The sequence below is a fragment of the Streptomyces sp. NPDC047853 genome (assembly GCF_043204535.1).
In the GTDB taxonomy this organism is placed as follows: Bacteria; Actinomycetota; Actinomycetes; order Streptomycetales; family Streptomycetaceae; genus Streptomyces.
Genome location: NZ_JBIDCI010000003.1, coordinates 332,991 through 353,105 on the forward strand (window position 1 = coordinate 332,991; position 20,115 = coordinate 353,105).

At 71.2% G+C, this 20,115-nt stretch carries 21 protein-coding genes and 1 tRNA gene; 3 read left to right on the forward strand and 19 right to left on the reverse strand.

What is annotated here, in order from left to right; genetic code table 11:
* Window positions 1-70: 70 nt before the first annotated feature.
* From ACGF5T_RS08415 to ACGF5T_RS08425, 3 genes are all read right to left on the reverse strand, one after another.
* On the reverse strand, window positions 71-877 hold the full coding sequence (locus ACGF5T_RS08415; RefSeq protein ID WP_366766647.1) for a DUF2637 domain-containing protein: 807 nt from the start codon (window positions 875-877) through the stop codon (window positions 71-73).
* A 207-nt stretch (window positions 878-1,084) separates the two neighbouring features.
* Window positions 1,085-2,341, reverse strand: coding sequence for a DUF3631 domain-containing protein (locus tag ACGF5T_RS08420; RefSeq protein ID WP_366766646.1), 1,257 nt, complete (start codon window positions 2,339-2,341; stop codon window positions 1,085-1,087).
* Between the two features lie 146 nt (window positions 2,342-2,487).
* Window positions 2,488-2,724, reverse strand: a complete 237-nt coding sequence (locus ACGF5T_RS08425; protein ID WP_366766645.1) for a helix-turn-helix domain-containing protein — start codon at window positions 2,722-2,724, stop codon at window positions 2,488-2,490.
* Window positions 2,725-3,109: 385 nt separating this feature from the next.
* Here ACGF5T_RS08425 and ACGF5T_RS08430 point away from each other — a divergent pair, with 385 nt between their 5' ends.
* Entirely contained in the window at window positions 3,110-3,391 is a 282-nt protein-coding gene (locus tag ACGF5T_RS08430; RefSeq protein ID WP_087808844.1) for a helix-turn-helix domain-containing protein, read from the forward strand.
* Window positions 3,392-3,445: 54 nt separating this feature from the next.
* On the forward strand, window positions 3,446-4,630 hold the full coding sequence (locus ACGF5T_RS08435; RefSeq protein WP_366766644.1) for a site-specific integrase: 1,185 nt from the start codon (window positions 3,446-3,448) through the stop codon (window positions 4,628-4,630).
* Between the two features lie 89 nt (window positions 4,631-4,719).
* Here the strand turns inward: ACGF5T_RS08435 and ACGF5T_RS08440 are convergent, their stop codons facing one another.
* From ACGF5T_RS08440 to ACGF5T_RS08495, 12 genes are all read right to left on the reverse strand, one after another.
* Entirely contained in the window at window positions 4,720-5,067 is a 348-nt protein-coding gene (locus ACGF5T_RS08440; RefSeq protein WP_133889062.1) for a hypothetical protein, read from the reverse strand.
* 113 nt (window positions 5,068-5,180) lie between these two features.
* Window positions 5,181-5,253, reverse strand: a tRNA-Arg gene (locus tag ACGF5T_RS08445).
* 154 nt (window positions 5,254-5,407) lie between these two features.
* Window positions 5,408-6,052: an SDR family oxidoreductase gene (locus tag ACGF5T_RS08450; protein ID WP_361019799.1), complete on the reverse strand. Its 645-nt coding sequence runs from the start codon at window positions 6,050-6,052 to the stop codon at window positions 5,408-5,410.
* A 52-nt stretch (window positions 6,053-6,104) separates the two neighbouring features.
* On the reverse strand, window positions 6,105-7,085 hold the full coding sequence (locus ACGF5T_RS08455) for an aldo/keto reductase (protein ID WP_356608184.1): 981 nt from the start codon (window positions 7,083-7,085) through the stop codon (window positions 6,105-6,107).
* Between the two features lie 49 nt (window positions 7,086-7,134).
* Complete coding sequence (locus ACGF5T_RS08460; RefSeq protein WP_366766745.1) at window positions 7,135-7,563, reverse strand: MaoC family dehydratase; 429 nt, start codon at window positions 7,561-7,563, stop codon at window positions 7,135-7,137.
* A 7-nt stretch (window positions 7,564-7,570) separates the two neighbouring features.
* On the reverse strand, window positions 7,571-8,023 hold the full coding sequence (locus ACGF5T_RS08465; RefSeq protein ID WP_392887240.1) for a MaoC family dehydratase N-terminal domain-containing protein: 453 nt from the start codon (window positions 8,021-8,023) through the stop codon (window positions 7,571-7,573).
* A 37-nt stretch (window positions 8,024-8,060) separates the two neighbouring features.
* Window positions 8,061-9,137 (reverse strand): hypothetical protein, encoded by a 1,077-nt coding sequence (locus tag ACGF5T_RS08470; RefSeq protein WP_366769504.1) that lies wholly within the window; start codon window positions 9,135-9,137, stop codon window positions 8,061-8,063.
* 143 nt (window positions 9,138-9,280) lie between these two features.
* Complete coding sequence (locus ACGF5T_RS08475; RefSeq protein WP_392887243.1) at window positions 9,281-11,053, reverse strand: acetyl/propionyl/methylcrotonyl-CoA carboxylase subunit alpha; 1,773 nt, start codon at window positions 11,051-11,053, stop codon at window positions 9,281-9,283.
* Window positions 11,054-11,111: 58 nt separating this feature from the next.
* Window positions 11,112-11,915, reverse strand: a complete 804-nt coding sequence (locus ACGF5T_RS08480) for an AfsR/SARP family transcriptional regulator (protein ID WP_356609086.1) — start codon at window positions 11,913-11,915, stop codon at window positions 11,112-11,114.
* 128 nt (window positions 11,916-12,043) lie between these two features.
* The gene (locus tag ACGF5T_RS08485; RefSeq protein ID WP_366766813.1) at window positions 12,044-12,817 is read right to left on the reverse strand and encodes a 4'-phosphopantetheinyl transferase superfamily protein; all 774 of its coding nucleotides are present in this window, start codon (window positions 12,815-12,817) and stop codon (window positions 12,044-12,046) included.
* A gap of 121 nt (window positions 12,818-12,938) precedes the next feature.
* Complete coding sequence (locus tag ACGF5T_RS08490) at window positions 12,939-14,618, reverse strand: MFS transporter (protein ID WP_366766812.1); 1,680 nt, start codon at window positions 14,616-14,618, stop codon at window positions 12,939-12,941.
* Between the two features lie 258 nt (window positions 14,619-14,876).
* Window positions 14,877-16,160 (reverse strand): alpha/beta hydrolase, encoded by a 1,284-nt coding sequence (locus ACGF5T_RS08495; protein ID WP_356609080.1) that lies wholly within the window; start codon window positions 16,158-16,160, stop codon window positions 14,877-14,879.
* A gap of 188 nt (window positions 16,161-16,348) precedes the next feature.
* On the opposite strand from ACGF5T_RS08495, the gene ACGF5T_RS08500 reads away from it, so the two are divergent.
* The gene (locus ACGF5T_RS08500) at window positions 16,349-16,936 is read left to right on the forward strand and encodes a TetR family transcriptional regulator (RefSeq protein ID WP_356609078.1); all 588 of its coding nucleotides are present in this window, start codon (window positions 16,349-16,351) and stop codon (window positions 16,934-16,936) included.
* A gap of 115 nt (window positions 16,937-17,051) precedes the next feature.
* Here ACGF5T_RS08500 and ACGF5T_RS08505 read toward each other — a convergent pair whose 3' ends face one another.
* The 4 genes from ACGF5T_RS08505 to ACGF5T_RS08520 form a co-directional block, all read right to left on the reverse strand.
* Window positions 17,052-17,501 (reverse strand): ester cyclase, encoded by a 450-nt coding sequence (locus tag ACGF5T_RS08505; RefSeq protein WP_356609076.1) that lies wholly within the window; start codon window positions 17,499-17,501, stop codon window positions 17,052-17,054.
* A 118-nt stretch (window positions 17,502-17,619) separates the two neighbouring features.
* Entirely contained in the window at window positions 17,620-18,324 is a 705-nt protein-coding gene (fabG, locus tag ACGF5T_RS08510; protein ID WP_356609074.1) for a 3-oxoacyl-ACP reductase FabG, read from the reverse strand.
* Between the two features lie 20 nt (window positions 18,325-18,344).
* Window positions 18,345-19,022 carry an HAD family phosphatase gene (locus ACGF5T_RS08515; protein WP_356609072.1) on the reverse strand — a complete coding sequence of 226 codons (678 nt, stop codon included), beginning with the start codon at window positions 19,020-19,022 and terminating at the stop codon, window positions 18,345-18,347.
* Window positions 19,016-20,029, reverse strand: coding sequence for a ScbA/BarX family gamma-butyrolactone biosynthesis protein (locus ACGF5T_RS08520; protein ID WP_356609070.1), 1,014 nt, complete (start codon window positions 20,027-20,029; stop codon window positions 19,016-19,018). Before ACGF5T_RS08520 ends, ACGF5T_RS08515 begins: the two co-directional genes overlap by 7 nt.
* Window positions 20,030-20,115: the final 86 nt, after the last annotated feature.

The window sequence follows — 20,115 nt, forward strand, 5'->3', positions numbered from 1 at the left end:
GGTGGTCGGCTCCGCCCTTTGTCCACTCGCTGAGCAGCGCGATGACGGGAGGTACCGACCGGTCAGCGCGCTAGGAGACGCGCTCGGGCGCACGGTCGAGTTCGGCCTGCAGGCGGCGGGTGATCTCGGCGAGGCGGTCTTTGCCGACGGGGTAGCCCTGAGCCCGGATCGCCGCTTCGACGTGGCGGCGGGAGATACGTCCTTGGCGGCCCAGGGGCGCGGCGCGGCCGAGAGCCAGGAGCGTTTCCGTGGAAGCGCTGGGCTGCCGACCCTTGATCGGGCTGTGGGGCTGACGCGCATCCGCCACTTCGGCCGGGGGGTCCGCCACGTCTGCGATGTCCTCCGCCACAACTTCGGGCCGTGCTTGTGCCGCGTTCTTCGAGGCCTCGGCCGTGTCGGTGTTCAGAGCGGGCCGCCGCACGTTCTCGACGTGAGTGTGGCGCTGATCACTGACCGGTTCAGTCGAGGGCCGTCCGGTGGGGTGGCGGCGTATGACGAGATCCAGGTGGACGGCTCCGGCGAGCGCGAGCGGGGCGATGGCCGACAGGGCGCCGACGGTGACGTCGTCCAGGTGGAGCCCGGCTGCGTCGCCCTCCTGGTTGAGACGGACGGCGTGCAGGGCGTTCGCCCAGATGCTCGTGATGGTGGCAATGCCGACGAGGGCCCAGACGTAGAGGCGAGATCGCCAGGGGGCGGCGCGCAGGATGAGCAGGGCCGCAACGCCGATGGCGATGAACCCGTCGATCACGAGGGGGAAGGCGTACGTCAGCATTCCGCGGATGTGGATGGCCACTGCCATCTGCCGCAGGGCGTCGTACGAGAGGGCGAAGCCGATCGTGCCGACCAGAGCGACTCCCAGGCGGATCGCGGCGGTCATGGTCGGTACTGGGGTCGCGGTGGTGCGTACGGGCAAGCGGGTTCTCCAAGCGGGGAGGGCTGGTGGGCAGCGAGGTGGCGGACCCGTCGCACCCGTCGCACGGCTGGTCAGAGCAGGTACGGGTGACCGTCGAGGTACGAGACGACTCGTCGCAGCGACGACACCCGTCACGGGGTTGACCTGCGATGCGACGGGTGCGACGAGTCTTTACGGGTGCGGGCCCGGCTCCATCGGCGTGCTCTCGTCACCGCTCTTGGAGGCGGACTCCTCTGGGCAGTACCGCGCCCAGGCGTCGGTGAAGCGGAGGCGTGCGAAGCCCTTGGCCTGCCTGCCACCCTCGAAACGGAGGGTGGCGGCCTTGATGTCGAAGTCCTTCAAGAGGAGCCCAAGATGGCGTGGGCTGAGACCGGTGGTGCCGTACTCGGCCCACGGAGCCTCCTGGTCCTTGAGAAGCTCCTCCAGCAGGTCCCGGGTACGCATGATGTCCGGGTCGCCGCAGCGGGCGAAGGCGCGCCGGATGTCCTGCAGCAGGCGGGTCTTGAGATTGGACTCGTCGTCCTTGTCCGCCTCGGCGGCGCACATGGCCGCGCACGCCGCGCGCGCGTCCTCGGGCCAGGTACCGCCGGCCAGCTCCGCAACGATCACGAGCGGTTCCCAGGTGTCCGCCGCGCGGTCCTGCACCGGCATCCGCGGTACCAGGCCCTCGGCGCTGTCCAGGAGCGGACGGAGCCACGCCTCCAAGCGGTCCCGCACAGCGTGCAAGGCTGGGATGTCGCGGCGGGAGCGGAACTGTTCGACGCGCTCGCCGTCCTTGCGGCGCTGCATGCGGATCACCACCGCCCGGTCCATGACCGTGTCCGGCAGGGCGCCGATGCCGGCAAGCGCGGCCATGGCGAAGGTGGGGAACTTCCGCGTCTTGTGCTCGGGGCCGGAGATCCGCAGGGCGGGCCGGTTGCGCTGGTGGCCGGCGTTGAGCAGGCCGCGCAGTTCCTCGTTCTTCTCGGCGGCCTTGATGCTGCCAAAGATGGTGTCGGCCTCGTCCACCAGCAGAGGGGGCGGGTCCTCACCGATGGCGCGAAAGACGACAGCCGGGCTGGTGTTCACCGTGATCAGCGGGTCGTGCGCCGTCTCCGTGATCACATCCAGCAGTCGGGATTTCCCGCACCGCTTCGCGGGCCCGACCACCGCCAGGCGCGGTGCGTGCTGCAGTGCGGGCTGGATGTGCGTGGCCGCCACCCACAGCGTGACGGCGGTCAGCGCGTCACCGTTGGGCAGGATCACGTATCGGGCGATCGCCGCCCGGAGCTCGTCCAGCAGTGCTGCGCCCTCGTTGGCGCTGTATGGCTGGTTACCCCCGGAGGACGGGGGCTCGGTCGCATCGCCCTGGCCGGGGACGGCCACGGGTGGCCAAGGCAGAAGGCTGGCGGGTGCGGTGGGGGTCGGAGAGGTCGTAGATTCATCCACAGGCGTTCCTCCCTGGTGGGCCGGACGGGCAAGGTCCGGATTCACCGAGACAGATCGTTTTCTGGCAAGGGGCGATGAGGGCAGGGACCGCGCGGCTCCCGGCGGTGGCTCGCCGGGAGCCGCTTCGCTTTCCCTGTGGGGCGGTCTCAGACGGCGAGGTCGTACGCGGCCTGGGCGTTGAGCCAGGCGTCCACCTCGGCCCAGCGGTAGCGCAGGTGGCGGCCGACCTTGTGCACGTTCGGGCCGATGCCCCGGTACTTCCACTGGTAGAGCGTCTTCACCGGCACCCCGAGGTACTCGGCAACTTCCGCCGGGGCGGCCAGGGGGCCGCGTCGGTTGGGGTCGGCAGAGGTGTGGGCAGGGCGGGGGGAAAGGCTCGGCATAGGGCTCCCTTTCGGTTTCGGACAACTGCGTGGACAACACAGCCACACCCTGGGCGGAGAAGTCCAGAGTTGGTTCTAGAAGACTCCAGAAGTTCCCGTTGGTGAGCACGGGAGGCAATACCGTAAGGGCGAATTGGCGGTTGACCAAAAAATCGGCGCCAGGGTGACAGGCTGTTCGTAAGCCCAGGTGATGGTCCATCGTCGATGGATGCAGTCAGCTACACTGCGCTCGCTTTCCGGTGAGCGTAATCTGCAGCGGAGCCCTCTGGGTGTCGCGTGTGAGGCATTAGTCGGGGCGGTCGTTGATTCGGCGGTGCGCGACTTCTGTAGGGTTTAAGAACCAACTATTGCCAAAAAGGTCGGCCGCACGTTACAGCTACGTGTTATGGCAACTCGACCCATAGAAATCGGCCCTGCCGGTCTCCATACCGCCCAGGCGATAGAGCACGTGCGCCTCAACCGCGGCCTCACTCAGCAGCAACTCGCGGCTGGCTGTGCGGCTCTGGGGCGCCCGATGACCAACACCGCTCTCAGCCGTACGGAGCGCGCCCGCCGCCGTTGTGACGTCGACGACCTCGTGGTGATCGCTGCCGTGCTCGGGGTTCCTCCGACGGCCCTGCTTCTTCCGTTCGCCTCTTCACCCGGTACCGATCGGGAGGGACGCTAGTTGGCCCGCGTCTGGATCGAGGACCGCATCGGTCACGCGGCTTACGCGCGTGCGGTGACCGAAGCCAAGCGAGTGGGGCGCACCCCACCTGGGCGCTACCGGGTTCGCTGGTACGGCCCGGACGGCAAGCCGAAGATGAAGACCTTGGCCCGCAAGGTCGATGCCGACGCCGAGCGATTGAAGGTGGAGTCGCGTCTCAACGACGGCTCCTACCGCGACCCGGCTGCCGCGCGCGCCAAGTTCGCTGAGGTCGCGGACTCATGGCTCGCCGCCCAGATTCACCTGAAGCGTTCCACGCGCAACCGGTACCGGGGCGTGCTGGACGTCCACGTGGTCCCCAGGTGGGGCACCACCTCCCTCGACCGTATCCATTTCGAGGACATCGCCGAGTGGCTGGCGGACCTGCTCTCCGGCCAGGCGACGGGAGGCCGGAAGCTCAGCCCGCGATCGGTCAGCAAGGCGTATGTGGTGCTGAGCCGTGTCCTCGGTTACGCGGTCAAGGCCCGACGCCTGGCCGTGAATCCCGCCCTCGGGGTACCCCTGCCGAAGCCGGCTCCGACCGACCACGTGTACCTCGACGACATGCAGGTCGAGGCACTGGCGAACGCGGCAGGTGCCTACCGGGTGTTCATCCAGCTCTTGGCCTATACCGGTCTGCGGTGGGGCGAAGCGTCGGCGTTGAAGGTGGGCCGTGTGGACCTGGCTGCCTGCAGGGCCCACATCGTCGAGGCGTACGTCGAGGACAACGGCAAGCTCTACCTCGACACCCCCAAGAACCACGAGCGCCGGTCCGTGCCGATCCCGCGCTTCCTTGCCGAGGAGCTGAAGCCCCACGTCGAGAAACGGGACGATGAGGAGTTGCTCTTCACGGCCCCCCAGGGCGGCCCCCTACGAGCACGCAACTTCCGTCAGCGGTTCTTCGCGCCGGCGGTCATTCGGGCGGGGCTGGGGCATCTCAGGGTCACCCCGCACAAGCTGCGACACACGGCAGCCTCGCTGGCCATCGCCAGTGGCGCGGACGTCAACGTCGTTCAGACGATGCTGGGTCACAAGTCGGCGACTCTGACCCTGGACACGTACGGACACCTCTTCCCGGACCGCCTGGACGAGGTGTCGAAGAAGATGCACAAGCGGCGCTCCAAGCAGTTGGCCAAGGCGAAGGCCAAGCTGGAGAAGGCGGAGCGGAAGGCCCGAGAGGCCGCAGTAGCGGTGGCCGTTCTGGAGGAGGGCTCCGCGTGACGTGTGTCTGATCCGTGCTGGAAACCGCGGTCAAGGGCGTCGTTCGTCGCTCCGCGCGGTGGCGCGGCGCACTCCGGACTGTCTTCGAGTCAGGTCAGCCGCGGCCGGGAAGCCCTTTCCCGTGCGCGGTCGACGGCCTCTGCGGTCGCATCGCCGGCCAGCCGCTCGATCTCCTCGGGTACCTCCCGTTGGTCAAGCACGAAGAGCCTGCCGTCGACGAGTCGAGTGGCCACCTTCCAGCCGAGACGTCCTCCGGCCTCCCGAGCGGCTCGTCGAAGGTCTTTGAGTTCACCCATCTCGGTAAGGTCCTCGCGGCCGAGAACCAGCTGGCCGTAGTAGCCCTCGTACATGGGGTTCAGGCCGGCGCGCATCAACGTCTCCAGCCGGTCGACCAGCTTCTCGTACCGGCGTCGGGCCAGCTCGTCCTCTGAGGGCATCTCGCACAGCTCCCCACCTCTGCCCGCAGCCGCGTGTGTGCCATATGTGTGCCGCGAGTACGAAGGCCCTTCCGTCCGGTGGACGGAAGGGCCTCTGACCAGGTGTTTCTCTGTGCCCCCGGCAGGATTCGAACCTGCGACACCCGCTTTAGGAGAGCGGTGCTCTATCCCCTGAGCTACGAAGGCGGGGCTTGGCGGGAAGTCTGTCAAGCCCTGAGCGTCCGGGGCCGGCGGCTGCGGCAGGTGTCGCAGGGCCCGCCTGGGCGCTCGGTCCACAGGGTACCGGATCGAGGCACGGGCGGGTGCTGCGTCATGGGGGTGTGGGGGAGAGGTGAACGGGTCAGGTCAGCGAGGTCAGGGCGTCGGGGATCGGGCGGCCTCCTCCGGTGACCTCGAAGAGCCGGTCGTGCGTCGCGGCCGTGTCCAGGCAGGCGACGGCGACCGCGGCCAGGTCGGCGCGGCTCAGGGAGCCCTCCGGGACCTGATCGCCGACGGTGATCAGGTGGGTGGCGGTGCCGTCGGTGAGCCACGGCGGGCGGATGACCGTCCAGGTCATGCCGGAGTTCGTGAGGTGGACGTCGGCCGTGTGCTTGGCATGGCCGGTGGCCCGCAGGTAGCCCGGCAGTCGCGACGGGTCGCCGGAGCCCATCATGGACACCTGGATCCAGCGCTTCACGCCCGCGGCGGACGCGGCGTCGATGGCCGCGACGATGCCCTGCCGGTCGATCAGGTCGGCCTGCTTCTTGGTCATGCTGCGGGTGGCGGCGGCGTTGATGACGACGTCGGTCCCCGCGAAGACCTCCGCGAAATGGTCACGTGCCGGGGTCGCCAGGTCGAGTGCCACGTACTCCACCGTGCCGGGGGCCGACTTCGCGGACCTGCCCGGCTTGCGGACGGCGCCGCGCACCGGGTGGCCCAGGGAGGTGAGGCGCTCGACGATGAGGCGCCCGGTGGACCCGTTCGCGCCGAGGACGGTGATGGTCATGGGGTGGTTCCTTCGGGTCGGGGGGTGTGAGGGGCGGGGCGGGGCGTGGGTCTCACAGGTTCAGCGTGGCCATGCGGGCCGGGTCGTAGCGCTCGCCGACCACGGCGTCGGCGGCCACCGCCTGCGCCACGGTGCGGACGAGGTCGTCGGGGAGGGGCAGGGCGGCGGCCCGCAGGTTCTCGTCGAGGTGGCCGCGTCGCCTGGTACCGGGGATCGGCACGATGTCGGTTCCCTGGTGCAGCAGCCAGGCGAGGGCGAGCTGGGCGGGGGTGGCCTCGACGGTGGCGGCGAGGGTGCGCAGCCGCTCGACGAGGGTGAGGTTGGTGACGAGGCTGGCCTGCTGGAAGCGCGGCGCCAGTCGGCGGACGTCCCCCTCGGGGAACTGGCCTGGGCTCGTCACGGTGCCGGTGAGCAGGCCGCGTCCCATGGGGGAGTAGGCGACCAGACCGATGCCCAGCTCGCGCAGGACGGGCAGGTGCTCCGCCTCGATGCCCCGGCTGAACAGGGAGTACTCGTACTGGCCGGCGGTGATCGGATGGACCGCGTGGGCCCGCCGAACGGTCGTCGGGGCGGCTTCCGAGATGCCCAGGTGCCGCACCTTGCCCGCCGCGACCAGCTCCGAGAGCGCCCCCCAGGTCTCCTCGACGGGGACCTGCGGGTCGATGCGGTGCTGGTAGTACAGGTCGATGTGGTCGACGCCGAGGCGCTGGAGGGAGGCGTCGCAGGCGGATCGTACGTAGTCGGGGCGGCCGTTGATGCCCTTCATGGTGCCGTCCGGCAGGCGCTCGACGCCGAACTTGGTCGCCAGGACGACCTCGTCCCGGCGGTCCGCGATCGCCCGGCCGATGAGCCGCTCGTTGGTGAACGGCCCGTACATGTCGGCGGTGTCGAGCAGCGTGACGCCCTGGTCCAGGGCGTGGTGGACGGTGGCGATCGACTCGGCGTCGTCGCCGGGACCGTAGAGATCGCTCATGCCCATGCAGCCGAGCCCGAGGGCCGGGACGGTGAGGGTGGACAGGCGGTGCTGGAGCATCGTTCTCCTGTGGAGGAGGGCGGTGGGAGGAGGTCGTGGGAGGGGGTGGTCAGGCCAGGCGTACGACGGCTCGGGACATGCCGAGGACCTTCTGGCCGGCGCTGGTGGCGGTGAGGTCGACGCGGACGGTGTGGTCGTCGAGCTTGGCCGCGACCTTGCCGCTGACCTCGATCACGGCGCCCTGGCCGTCGTCGGGGACCACGACGGGCCGGGTGAAGCGGACGCCGTACTCGACGACCGCCCCCGGATCACCGGTCCAGTCGGTGACCACACGGATCGCCTGGGCCATCGTGAACATGCCGTGCGCGATGACGTCCGGCAGACCGACCTCCCTGGCGAACCGCTCGTTCCAGTGGATCGGGTTGAAGTCGCCGGAGGCACCCGCGTACCGCACCAGCGTGGCGCGGTCCACCGGGAAGCTCCGCGCGGGCAGTTCGGTACCGACCTCGACGTCGCTGTACGCGACCTTCGCCGTCATGGGATGCTCACGCCTCCTCGGCCGCGCGGGCCACGAGCTTGGTCCAGGCGGTCACGACGTGCTCGCCGGCCTCGTCGTGCACCTCACCACGGATGTCCAGGATGTCGTTGCCCGCCATCGACTTGACCGCCTCGATGGTCGAGGTCACCGTCAGCCGGTCACCGGCCCGCACCGGACGGACGTAGGCGAACTTCTGGTCGCCGTGCACCACCCGGCTGTAGTCCAGGCCCAGTTGAGGGTCCTCGATGACCTGCCCTGCCGCCCTGTACGTGATCGAGAAGGCGAAGGTCGGCGGCGCGATCACGTCCGTGTGGCCGAGGGCCTTCGCGGCCTTCGTGTCCGTGTACGCCGGGTTCGTCTCCCCCACCGCCTCCGCGAACTCGCGGATCTTCTCCCGGCTCACTTCGTACGGCGCGGTGGGCGGATACGTCCGCCCCGCGAACGCCTGGTCGAGCGCCATGGCTCTTCCCCCTCCGATGTCGGTAGCGGTGGCGATGTCAGTAGCGGCGCAGCACGAAACCGTCGCGGGTCTGCGTGCCGCCGCTCTGGAAGAGGACGTCGACGTTGCTGCTGAGGACGTAGTCGCCGGACGGCGTGAGGGCCATCGTGGTGGGGGCGGCCTCGGGGGACGCCTGTTCGCTCACGACGCGGGCGCTCCGCCAGCCGTCGTCCGAGCGGAGCTTGAACAGGGCGTCGACGCCGGTCGAGCGAATCGTGTTCGTCGCCGCGTACAGCGTGCCGTCCTTGCCGAGTGCCATGCCGTCGGTGCCGGGGATGCGGCGGTCCATCCGGACCTCGGTCACGCGGCCGGGGTGGCGCAGCGGGATGCGGAAGAGCTGACCGGTGTCGTAGCGCACGGTGATGAGGAAGCCGGCGGGGTCGTAGACGATGCCGTTGACGCCTACGTTGGGCAGGCCGGAGGAGTCCTGGCCCGCGTCGAGCCTCGGGTCGTCGGCGAAGGTCGACGCGGTGCCGGACGGGGTGACCTTGAAGATCTCGCCGGTGAAGGAGTCGGTGACGTAGGCGTTGCCCGCGGGGTCCAGGACGAGGTCGTTGGCGAGGTGCAGGCCCGCCGCACGGCCGAGGTCGACGCGCTTCTCCAGGGCCCCGGTGGTCAGGTCGAAGATGGCGAGGCCCGCGTAGCGGCCCCGGGTCTCGGGGGTCGATCCCACGCTGAGCAGGGCGTCGGGTCCGGCGTAGACGTCGCCGTACGTCGCCAGGAGCCGGTTGCGGGCCGGGTCGACGCGGATGCCGCCGGTCGCGACCAGGCTGGGGTCGTCGACCAGGGTGCGCGGGGTGCCGTCGGCGCCCACGACCGAGATGGTCCCGTAGCGCAGCGAACCGATGAGGAAGGCGTCGCGGGTCGGGTCCCAGGCGAAGCCCTCGGGGTGGATGGCGTGGCCGGTGCCCCGGACGATCTCCGGGAGGGCGGCGGCAGGGGTGTCGCGGGGGGACGGCGGTGCGGGTTCGGCGGCCTGGGCCAGCGGACCGAGGGCCAGGGTCAGGGCCGTGGTGAGGGCGAGGGCTCCGGCCTTGGCGAGGAAGGGGCGCCGGGTGGCGGTGTGTCTGGGCATGACGGCTCCAGGGGTTGGAAGGGCTGTAGAGGTCTCAGGGCTTACGGGGAACTCAGGGGTTCCGGGGGAAGCGGGGAGAGAGGCGCAGAGGTACGTGCCTGAGAGGTGAGGGGTACGGCGCCGGGAGGGCGTGGACTGTCGTGTCAGTCCTTGATCTCGCAGATCGCGGCGCCGGAGGTGACGGAGGCGCCGACTTCGGCGCCCAGGCCCTTGATGGTGCCGGCCTTGTGGGCGTTGAGGGGCTGTTCCATCTTCATGGCTTCCAGGACGACGATCAGGTCGCCTTCCTGGACTTCCTGGCCTTCCTCGACGGCGATCTTGACGATGGTGCCCTGCATGGGTGAGGCGAGGGTGTCGCCGGAGGCGGCGGGGCCGGACTTCTTCGCCGCGCGGCGCTTGGGCTTGGCGCCGGCCGCAAGTCCGGTGCGGGCCAGGGACATGCCCAGGCTGGAGGGCAGGGAGACCTCCAGGCGCTTGCCGCCCACCTCCACGACGACGGTCTCGCGGCCGGTGTCCTCGTCGGTGTCGGCGTCGGCGACGGCGCTGAAGGGCTTGATCTCGTTGACGAACTCGGTCTCGATCCAGCGGGTGTGGACCGTGAACGGGTCGGTCGAGCCGGTCAGCTCGGGGGCGAAGGCGGGGTCGCGGACGACGGCGCGGTGGAAGGGGATGGCGGTGGCCATGCCCTCCACCTGGAATTCCTCCAGGGCGCGGGCGGCGCGCTGGAGGGCTTCCTTGCGGGTGCGGCCGGTGACGATGAGCTTGGCGAGGAGGGAGTCCCAGGCGGGGCCGATCACGCTGCCGGATTCGACGCCGGCGTCCAGGCGGACGCCGGGGCCGGTGGGCGGGGCGAAGGTGGTGACGGTGCCGGGGGCGGGCAGGAAGCCGCGGCCGGGGTCCTCGCCGTTGATGCGGAACTCGAAGGAGTGGCCGCGCAGGACGGGGTCGTCGTAGCCGAGTTCCTCGCCGTCGGCGATGCGGAACATCTCGCGGACCAGGTCGATGCCCGCGACTTCCTCGGTGACGGGGTGTTCGACCTGGAGGCGGGTGTTGACCTCCAGGAAGGAGATCGTGCCGTCCATGCCGACGAGGAACTCCACCGTGCCGGCGCCGACGTAGCCGGCCTCCTTGAGGATCGCCTTGGACGACGCGTACAGCTCATCGAGCTGCGCCTCGGAGAGGAAGGGTGCGGGGGCCTCCTCGACGAGTTTCTGGTGGCGGCGCTGGAGGGAGCAGTCGCGGGTGGAGACGACGACCACGTTGCCGTGGGTGTCGGCCAGGCACTGGGTCTCCACGTGGCGGGGCTTGTCGAGGTAGCGCTCGACGAAGCACTCGCCGCGGCCGAAGGCGGCGACCGCCTCGCGGACGGCGGAGTCGTAGAGTTCGGGGACCTCGTCGAGGGTGCGGGCGACCTTCAGGCCGCGTCCGCCGCCGCCGAAGGCGGCCTTGATCGCGATGGGCAGGCCGTGTTCCTTGGCGAAGGCCACGACCTCCTCGGCGCCGGAGACGGGGTCGGGGGTGCCGGCGACCAGGGGGGCGCCGGCGCGTTGGGCGATGTGGCGGGCGGCGACCTTGTCGCCGAGGTCGCGGATGGCGTGGGGCGGCGGGCCGATCCAGGTCAGACCCGCGTCCAGGACCGCCTGTGCGAACTCGGCGTTCTCGGAGAGGAATCCGTACCCGGGGTGGATGGCGTCCGCGCCCGACTCGCTCGCCGCTCTGAGGACCTTGGAGATGTCCAGATAGCTGGCCGCGGGGGTGTCACCACCCAGGGCGAACGCCTCATCAGCGGCGCGGACATGCAGGGCGTCCCGGTCCGGGTCCGCGTAGACGGCCACGCTCGCGATCCCGGCGTCCCGGCAGGCCCGGGCCACGCGGACAGCGATTTCGCCACGGTTGGCGATGAGCACCTTGCGCATGTGCGCTCCTCGGTCAGGACAGTAGTCGTGCGACGGCTTCATTCGGTCCCGCCGCTTCTCAGCAAGCACTCGGGAGTTGACCGACCGAGGGTGCCCACTGCCATGAGCGCGGCATTCTGAGCGTGTTCTCCTCGCCACCGGAAAGAATGTCCTGCTGCATCTGCTGAATGGCGCGGGAGGGGTCCAGGCCGAGTTCTTCCTGGAGAATTCCGCGGAGTTCCTGGTAGGCGTGGAGCGCGTCTCCGCGGCGGCCGCTCAGGTAGAGGGCGTTGATGAGCTGGCCGTGCAGCCACTCGTTGAGCGGGTGACGCACCACGAGCCTTCGCAGTTCGGCCGCGAGACCGCCGTGCCGGCCGAGCCGCATGTCCGCCTCGATCCGCTGTTGCAGCACCCGCATGTACATCTCCTGGAGATGCTGGACGTGCTGGGTCAGCACGGGGCCGCACGGCACGTCGGTCAGCACACCGCCGCCGCACAGCTCCAGCGCCCGGGACAGGGCCCGGGACGCCTCCTCGGTCTCTCCGGCCCGCAGCAGGGTCTCGCCCTGTCGGGCCAGCCGGAGGAACACCTCGGCGTCGACCTGCTCCGGTACGGCGCGCAGGACGTAGCCCGCGGACCAGGTGTCGACGAGGTTGGCGGTGGCACGGTCGTCGATCGCCCGGGAGAGGATCTTCCTGAGGTGGTAGACGTGCGTGCGCACCGTGGAGAGCGCGGTCTTCGGCGGGTTCTTCCCCCACAGTTCGTCGACCATGAGGCCGTGGGACACGACCGATCCGGGTTGCATGACCATCATGGACAGCAGTTGGCGGACCTTGGGGCCGCGCGGCACCGGAACGGCCTCGTTGTTTACTCGTATTTCCAATGGGCCGAGAACACTGAACGTCAACACTTGTTTCCCCCGCTGGACTCGCCTTGTATTACGGGCACCAACGGAATGCGAGCCTTCCATCCGCCGCGGCGGCGGGGCAAGGAAGTGATCCCAAGGTTGACCTAGAGCACATCGAAGGGGGCCACCGACGGCACCCCGCCCGGTCGGTGGTCCTCGGAGAGCACGGCCACCGAGGTCATGACGTGGTGGCCCGGCAGCAACCGTACCCAGCCCGCGAGCCGTGAACCGGACGGCAGCAGACCGTGGGTGAGGTGCGCGTGGAGCCTGCTGCCCGCGACCCTCAACTCGATGTCGTGGAAGACGGGTTCGGGTCGGTCGAGCGCGGACAGGGCCTTGTAGACGGCCTCCTTGGCCGAGAAGACGACCGCCAGCCGGCTCTCCGGGCGGCGGGCCTGCCGGACCCACGCCCGCTCGTGCGGGGTGCACACCAACCGTTCCGCGTCCCGGCCGAGGCGGTCGGTGCGCTCCAGGTCCGTGCCGGTGGCGAGGACCTGGGGGTGGACACTGGCGAAGCACGCTCCGATGTGCCCCACGCAGTGGCTGACGGAGCCGCGGACCCCGGCCGGGAACACGGGCCGCCGTCCGTCCCGCAGCACCGGACCGCCCACCCTCAGCGCCCCCAGCGCGCGGGCCGCCGCGGCCCGTCCGGCGACGAAGTCGGGGCGCCGGGCGGGCGGCAGGGTGCTCGCCAGTCGCGCCTCCTCCAGGTGGAGGGACGTCGGCGTCCGCTCCTCGTCGTACCGGCACAGGGCCAGGGCCGTGGCCGGGAGGGGGCCGAGCAGCAGGGTGTCGGCGAGGTCCGCCGCGGTGCCGGGCTCGTGGGGGCCGTGGGAGCGGGCGGTGCGTGGCACGGGGAGGCGGGCGGTGGACGGCATGGCGTGCTCCTGCGGGCGGGCCGGTCGGGGCGCCCGGTGAGGTACGCCGGGCGCCCCGAGGCGGGGAGGACTCGTGGTCGCGGGGGAGCGGCCGGGCCGGTGGGGGCCCGCCGCGCGCCGCTCAGACCCTCGCGTCCGCGGACTCCCGCGGCGCGGCCTGCTCGTTCGGCGCGGCCTTCTCGTTCGACGCGCCCTCCTCGTAAGAGGCCGTCTCCCCGCTCGATGCCGTGTCCTCGTCCGGCGCGGTCTTCCCGGTGCCGTCGGCCGAGGTCTCGGGCGCCGGGCGGTCGGTGAGGATGAGGTGCAGGACCAGCGCGCTGACCAGGCAGACCACGACGGTGCCCCAGAGCACGACCTGGAAGCCGTGCGTGTAGCCCTGGCCGAGGAAGTCGGTGAAGGCCTCACGGCTCGCGGCCGGCACCTCGTCGACCGCCGCCTCCACGTTGCCGCTGGAGACGCTGTCGGTGACGCTGCGGGTGGTGAGGTCCGTGCCCTCGGTCCAGCGGCCCAGGCCGTCGGAGATGCGGCGCTGGACGAGGGACATGAGGGCGGCGACCATACCGGCGACCGCGACCGCCTCGGTGGCCAGGCGGATGGTGTTGAACATGCCGCTCGCCATGCCGACCTTGGCCGGGGGGACGGTGCTCACGGCGGCGCCGTCCATCAGGCCGTAGATGAGGCCGATGCCGATGCCGACGAGCATCAGCGGTCCGGCGAGCCCGAGCAGGCTGATCCCGGGGTGGACGGTGGTCAGCCAGGCCAGACCGGCGGCGACGAGGACCAGGCCGCCGCTCAGGATCGGCCGGATGGAGACGCCCGCCTGCACCAGGCGCCCGGAGACCAGCGGGAAGGCGAGCACCGGAGCGGTCAGCAGCAGCATCGTGAGGCCGGCGCCGCTGTCGGAGAGCCCGTTGGCGCCGACCAGGTACGAGGGCAGCAGCACCATCAGGCCGACGAAGCCGAAGGAGACGGCGGTGGCGAGCAGGTTGACCGCCATGAACCGCGGTTCGGCGAACAGGGAGAGGTCGAACATCGGGAACCGCTGGCGGCGTTCGACGAGGACGAAGCCGGCCAGCAGCAGCACGCAGCCGGCGAACAGGCCGAGGACGCCGGCGCTGCCCCAGCCCCAGGCCGGACCCTGGATGACACCGAGGGTGAAGCAGCACAGCGCGAGGGTGAAGGTGACCGTGCCGGCCCAGTCCACGGCGTGCGCGTCCGGGTTCTTGGACTCCTGGAGCAGCTTCAGCCCGAGCATGGACGCCACGGCGATGGCGAACTGCACCCAGAAGATGGAGCGCCAGCCCAGTTCGGAGACGAGCAGGCCGGAACTGGTCGGGCCGACGGCGAGGCCCGCGCCGATGGTGACGCCGACGAAGGCGAAGGCCTTGGTGCGGGCGGCCCCGTGGAACATGTTGGCCATGACCGACACACCGGCGGTCATCATGGCCGCGGCGGCCACGCCGGCCACGCCGCGGGCGGCGTCGAGGACCAGCACGTTCGTGGCGAGCGCGCCGATCAGCGCGGAGACGGCGTACAGGACGACGCCGAAGGAGAAGACCCGCTTGCGGCCGATGCGGTCGGCGATCGACCCGGCGGCCATCATGAAGCTCGCGGCGGTGACGTTGTAGGCGTTGACGACCCAGTTCAGCGGTACGACGCCGGCGTCGAGGTCGCGGCCCATCGCGGGGAGCGCCACCGGGGCGCTGCTGAGGCCGTAGGGGACGATGAAGACGGCCAGGCACAGGGCGAAGATGATGAGGCCCGCGCGGGGCGGTGCCTCGGGGGTGGCGGCGGCTGCCATCGAAGCTCTCCTTGATCTCATGAACGGTGAGGCGGGGCGGCTTGATCTCGAACGGTGAGGAGGGGCGGCAGGAGGACGGGGGATGGACTCCTGCCGCCCCGGTCGGTGGGGTCGCTCCGCCCGGGTCCGGGGGTGTGCTCCGCCCCGGTCCGGGGGTGTGCTCCTCCGGTCCGGGGGCGGGGGGTGTGCTCCGGCCCGGAGGCGGGGCCCGGTCAGGCCTGGCGTCGGGGTGCGGTCAGGCCGGGCTTCGACGTGCGGTCAGGCCTGGCGTCGGGGCAGGCCGCGCAGGAACTGGGCGAGGGTCTGCAGGAAGCGGTTGTCCTCCCACTGGGCGTAGACGACGTCCTGGTGGGTGAGGGCCGGGTCGGAGAACAGCGACAGCTCCGGGATGCGGCTGGCGGCGGTGACGGCCGCGGCGGCCTGGCCGGTGGTGCCGTTGGTCAGCCCGGACTGGAAGGTGTACAGGGGGACGTCGATGGCCTCGGCGTGGGACAGGCGCAGGCCGAGCATGCGGGTCAGCTCGGTCTCCTTGAAGTCGATGGCCGCGACCAGGTCGAGCATCACGCGGCCCAGCGTGTACCAGAGCCAGGCGCCGGGGCGGGGGCCGGCAAAGGCCTCGGCGACGGTGCGCAGCCGGGTGGGGCCACCGTCGACCCAGGAGCCGTCGTCGTCGAGGTGGCCCGCCTGCACGGAGTACGACGGATGCGCGCTCGCGGCGTCGACGAGCCGGCCCAGCAGGCCCGCGTTGGTCAGCTTGCCGTCGGTGCGGAACTGCTCGGGGACGCGGTCGGCGAGCACGGCGGGGCCGTCCGGGTCGGCCAGGGCGTGCCCGGCCGCGAGCTGGAACCAGAGGGCCGCCGACTCCGGCCGGTCGCCCAGGCCGGTGGTGGTGCTGGTGAAGTCCTCGAAGACGGCCCCGGACTCGATCGCGGCGAGCCATCCCCTGGCCGCCTCCAGCGGCAGGTCGAACTCCATGCCGGCGCCCGAGTAGGCGTTGAGGACGCCGCCGTCGACCACGGCCAGTCCGGCCAGGTCGCGGTAGCCGGGGGTGCCGTCGAAGTCCCACGCGGCGTACAGGAGCGCCTCGCTGCCGCCCACGGACACGCCGCCGAGGACCACGTCGCGGCGGCCGCCGTCCGAGGCCTCCCGGACGACCCGGCGCACGTCCTCCAGCAGGACCTCCAGGCCCCACTGGGCGGCGAAGGCCGAGGCGGCCGGGTCCTGCACCCGGTAGTGGCCGCCCAGGTAGTACTCGGTGGCCTGCTCCGGGCTCTCCGCGAAGCCGGAGAGGTCGGCGAGGTTCTGCTCGCGCCGGTCCACCGCCCACACCTGGAGGTCGTCCCCGGCACTCGCGAGGGCCCGCGCGGTGTGCCGGAAGACGCCGGCGCCGCCCTCGCGGCCGCCGAGCAGGACCAGGACGCGGCGGGCGTCCCGGCGGCCGACCTTGAGCACCCCGACCCGCTGTGCTTCCGCCGGGCCGGCGGCCTGGACGCCCTGCACGTAGTCGTACGCCTCGATCCAGTCCTGCTGAGCCTGCGACATCTCGATTCACTCCTCGGTAGTTGCATGTCTGCGTCGAACCGCGACATCAAAGTATCAGAGAGAGAGCTAGATGCAACACAGGTGATGCAACTAATCCTTGTCTTGCAACTTTGGTGTCACCTAAACTGGTGGAAGAACCATGGAAGAACTGGTGGAAGACCCATCCGCGACCGAGAGGCGGCCACGACGTGACCGAGACGACTACGAGGGACCGGCCGCTGCGCGCCGATGCCGAACGGACCGTGCGGACGATCCTGGAGGTGGCCGAGCGGGTGCTCGGTGAGGACCCGACCGCGAGCCTCGCCCAGATCGCCGCCGCGGCCGGCGTCGCCCGCACCACGCTGCACCGCCGCTTCGCCTCGCGCGAGGCACTGATCGACGCGATGGCGGTGCACGCCTTCCGGCAGGTCGAGGAGGCCATCGACGTCGGCCGGCCGGAGACGGCCCCGCCGCTGGTGGCGCTGCACCAGATCACCGCCAACGTGATCCAGGTCAAGAGCGGCTGGCGCTACACGGTCGGGCAGCCGCAGCTGCGCGCCCCGGAGGCCGTCGCCGCGCACGAGCGCATCTTCGCCAAGGGCCACGTCCTGCTCGACCGGGCCCAGCAGGCCGGTCTGCTGCGCCCCGACGCGGATCTCGAGTGGGCCCGGCGGGTGTACCACGCCCTCATCGAGCAGGCCATCCAGGTGCAGGCCGAGACCTCCGCCGACCCGGACACGCTGGCGGCCTCGGTCGTCGACACGCTCCTCGGCGGACTGGGCGGGAACAGGTCCTGACACCCCGGCCGGGACACACGGCAGGGCGGCACCCGCGATGCGGATGCCGCCCTGCTGTGCGCGTGTTCCGGTACCAGGCCCTTTTCCGGTGCGGGCCCCTTCCCGGTACGGTCCGTCAGGCCGCGGGCGCGGGCTTCGGGGCGCCGGTCAGCGGCTTGTCCCAGGCGCCGAGCTGGCGGAAGAGCTCCAGGTCGTCACGGACGGCCCAGTGCTGCACGACCTGCCCGTCGGCGACCCGGTACACGTGCAGGTGCTGCACGCGCACCTCCTTGCCGGTGGCGGGCACGCCCATGAACTCGGCGACCTGACGGCCCGAGAAGACCAGGCGGATCAGCGCCTTGTCGCCCTTGGCGAAGGCGTCGACCACCTCCCAGCGGGCGTTCTCCCAGACGCCGCGCATCCAGTGGGCCGTGCGGATGTAGGCCTCCGCCCCGATCGGCGCGCCCTCCGGGGCCTCGTAGTCGACGAAGTCCTCGGAGACCAGGCGCCGGGCGACCTCCTCGTCACCGTCGTTGAAGATCTTGCCCATCTCCAGGGCGACCTGCAGTACCTCTTCGTCGGTCATGACACTGTCCCTTCGTCGGCGGTGCCTGTGCGTGGCACGGATCGGCCCGCACGGGGCACCGGGTGTGCGGTGCTGTGGTGCGTACGTGAGCGGTGGTGCGGGAGGCGGGAGGGCCGGGTCACTGCCCCATGCCGATGCCGCCGCCGACCGGGATCGCGGCCCCGGTGACGTAGGCGGCGCCGTCGCCGGCGAGGAAGGTGACGACGTCGGCCACCTCCTGGGGGGTGCCGGTGCGGCGCAGGGGGGTCTGGCTCAGCAGCTGGGTGCGTCGCTTGTCCGTGACGGCCTGGATCATGTCCGTCTCGATGAGCCCGGGCGTGACCATGTTGACGGTGACGTTCCGCGAGCCGAGTTCCCAGGCCAGCGACCGGGTCAGGCCGAGCATGCCGGACTTGGAGGCCGCGTAGTTCGACTGCCCGGGGGAGCCCAGGAAGCCCATGATCGACGAGACGAACACGATGCGTCCCCACTTGGCGCTGATCATGGAGCGGGACACCAGGCGGGCCATCCGGAACGAGCCGACGAGGTTCGTCTGGACGACGTCCTCGAAGTCCTCGTCGCGCATGGTGGGAGCCAGGGCGTCGCGGGTGATGCCCGCGTTGGCCACCAGCACCCCGACCGATCCGAACTGCGCCTCGACCTCGGCCACGGCGCGCCGGGCGCCCTCGGGGTCCCGGACGTCGCAGCGCACGCCGAACAGTCCGTCCGGAGCCTCGCCGCTGCGGTGGGTGATCGCGACCTTGTCGCCGTTCTCGGCGAAGCTGCGCGCGATGGTCAGACCGATGCCCCGGTTGCCTCCGGTGACCAGAACGGTGCGTGACATGAATGGGGAGCCCTTCTGTTTCAGACCGCCGCCCGGCCGGTGGCGACCGGGCGGGCGAGACGGCGGGCGACAGCGGCCGCCGCGGTGTCGGTGTCGGTGAAGTGGACGCTCTGCCAGCCGGCGGCCTCGGCCCCGGCGCAGTTGGTCTCGATGTCGTCGACCAGGAGGCACTCCGCGGGCGCGACGCCCGCGATCTCGGCGGCCGCCTCGAAGATGCCGGGCTGCGGCTTGCGTACGCCGATCCGGAAGGACAGGGCCAGCCCGTCGAACAGTCCCTCCGGCGGGACCATGCGCCGCCAGTGCCGGTCCCACGCGGGGGGCATGTTGGAGAGCATGCCGACGAAGAACCCCTCGGCGTGCCAGGAGCGCAGCTGCGCGAGCCAGGCGTGGTTCGTCTCCCGGCCCTCGAACCAGCGCTCGCCGAAGCCCGTCAGGTCGGCGTCGACGCCGCGCTCGCGCAGCTCGGCGTTCATCCGCGCCGCCCACTGGTCCTCGGTGAGCAGCGGGGTGTCCAGCGGCGCCATGAGGTCGCCGCCGTACGGCGCGGCCACCGCGGCCATGGCGCCGCGGAAGGCGTCCGCGGGAATCCCGGTCCGGCGGCAGAAGGTCTGGAGGTCCTCCGGGATCGGCGGCGTGAGCACCCCGCCGAAGTCCGTCCACACCGCGCGCACCGGGGTGCCGCCGCCCGGGGTCACCACGCCGCTCCGCCGACCGCGCCGTCCAGGGCCGCGGCCACCGGCGCCGGAGTGAACTCGAGCGCGATCCGGCCCGCCGGGGCGCCGTCCTGTGCGAAGACGACGGTGCGGCCGGTGCGGCCGTCGGCGGCGGCTTCCGGGTGGGCCGTGGCCACCAGCGGCGAGTCGAGCTCCGCGAACCTTGTGAAGTCGGCGGTGCACCCGGTCACGGTGGCGTCGGTGGGGACACCCGAGAGGTGGGCGAGCTGCCGGGCGGCCTCGGTCAGCACCATGGCCGGGACGTGGTCGTAGGTGTGGTCGAACAGGCTCTTGTTCTCGAAGAGCGGCTCCACCTGCGCGGACACACTGTCACCCTGGAGGCTCGGTTCGCCGAGCACCACGTTGGCGGGGTGGGAGCGGCCCACCTCCGCGGCGGCGGCCGGGCGGCTGCGCAGCAGGTCCGTCAGCTCGGTGGTGAGCGGCGGCGTGGACCGGCGCTGGAGGAAGCGGAGCTTGCCGTAGTCGGCGCTCTTCGCCGTGCCCACGTCGATCCGGGTACGGGCCACGGGCCGGCCGGCGATGCTCAGGGCGACCTCCGAACTCACCCCGCGCAGACGCCCGTTGCGTGCGGTGACCGGGGTGACGGTGCCGGCCAGGGCCAGCTCGCCGGGCCGGTCGCCGGGCGCGAGGGCGAGGGGGTCCTCGATCCGGATCGACCAGTTGTTGACCAGGAACGTGGTGTCCAGGGAGATGCCCAGCTGGCGGTGGGAGGCGGCGACGCCCGCCTGGCGCGCGGCCTCCAGCAGCAGGAGGAAGTCGTACGTCACCGGCGTACGCACGTGGTCGCTGAAGTAGGGGTGGCCGATGGGGAGTTGCGCACCGGCCAGAAAGTCCTCGGGCCCGGTCCGCACCAGGTCGGTGACCAGGACCTCCGAGACTGCCGCCCGGTGCACCAGGGCCCGGTCGATGGTGCGGGCGAAGGTCGGTGCGCGGACCGGCTCCGGTTCCGCCCTGTCGATAGACGTTGTCATTCGCGAAGAACTCCTTGTCCGGGCCGCCTGCGGCGGAACTCCGAAAATCGCGCTACGGCCCCGATCCGGGCCCGTCGGCAATGATT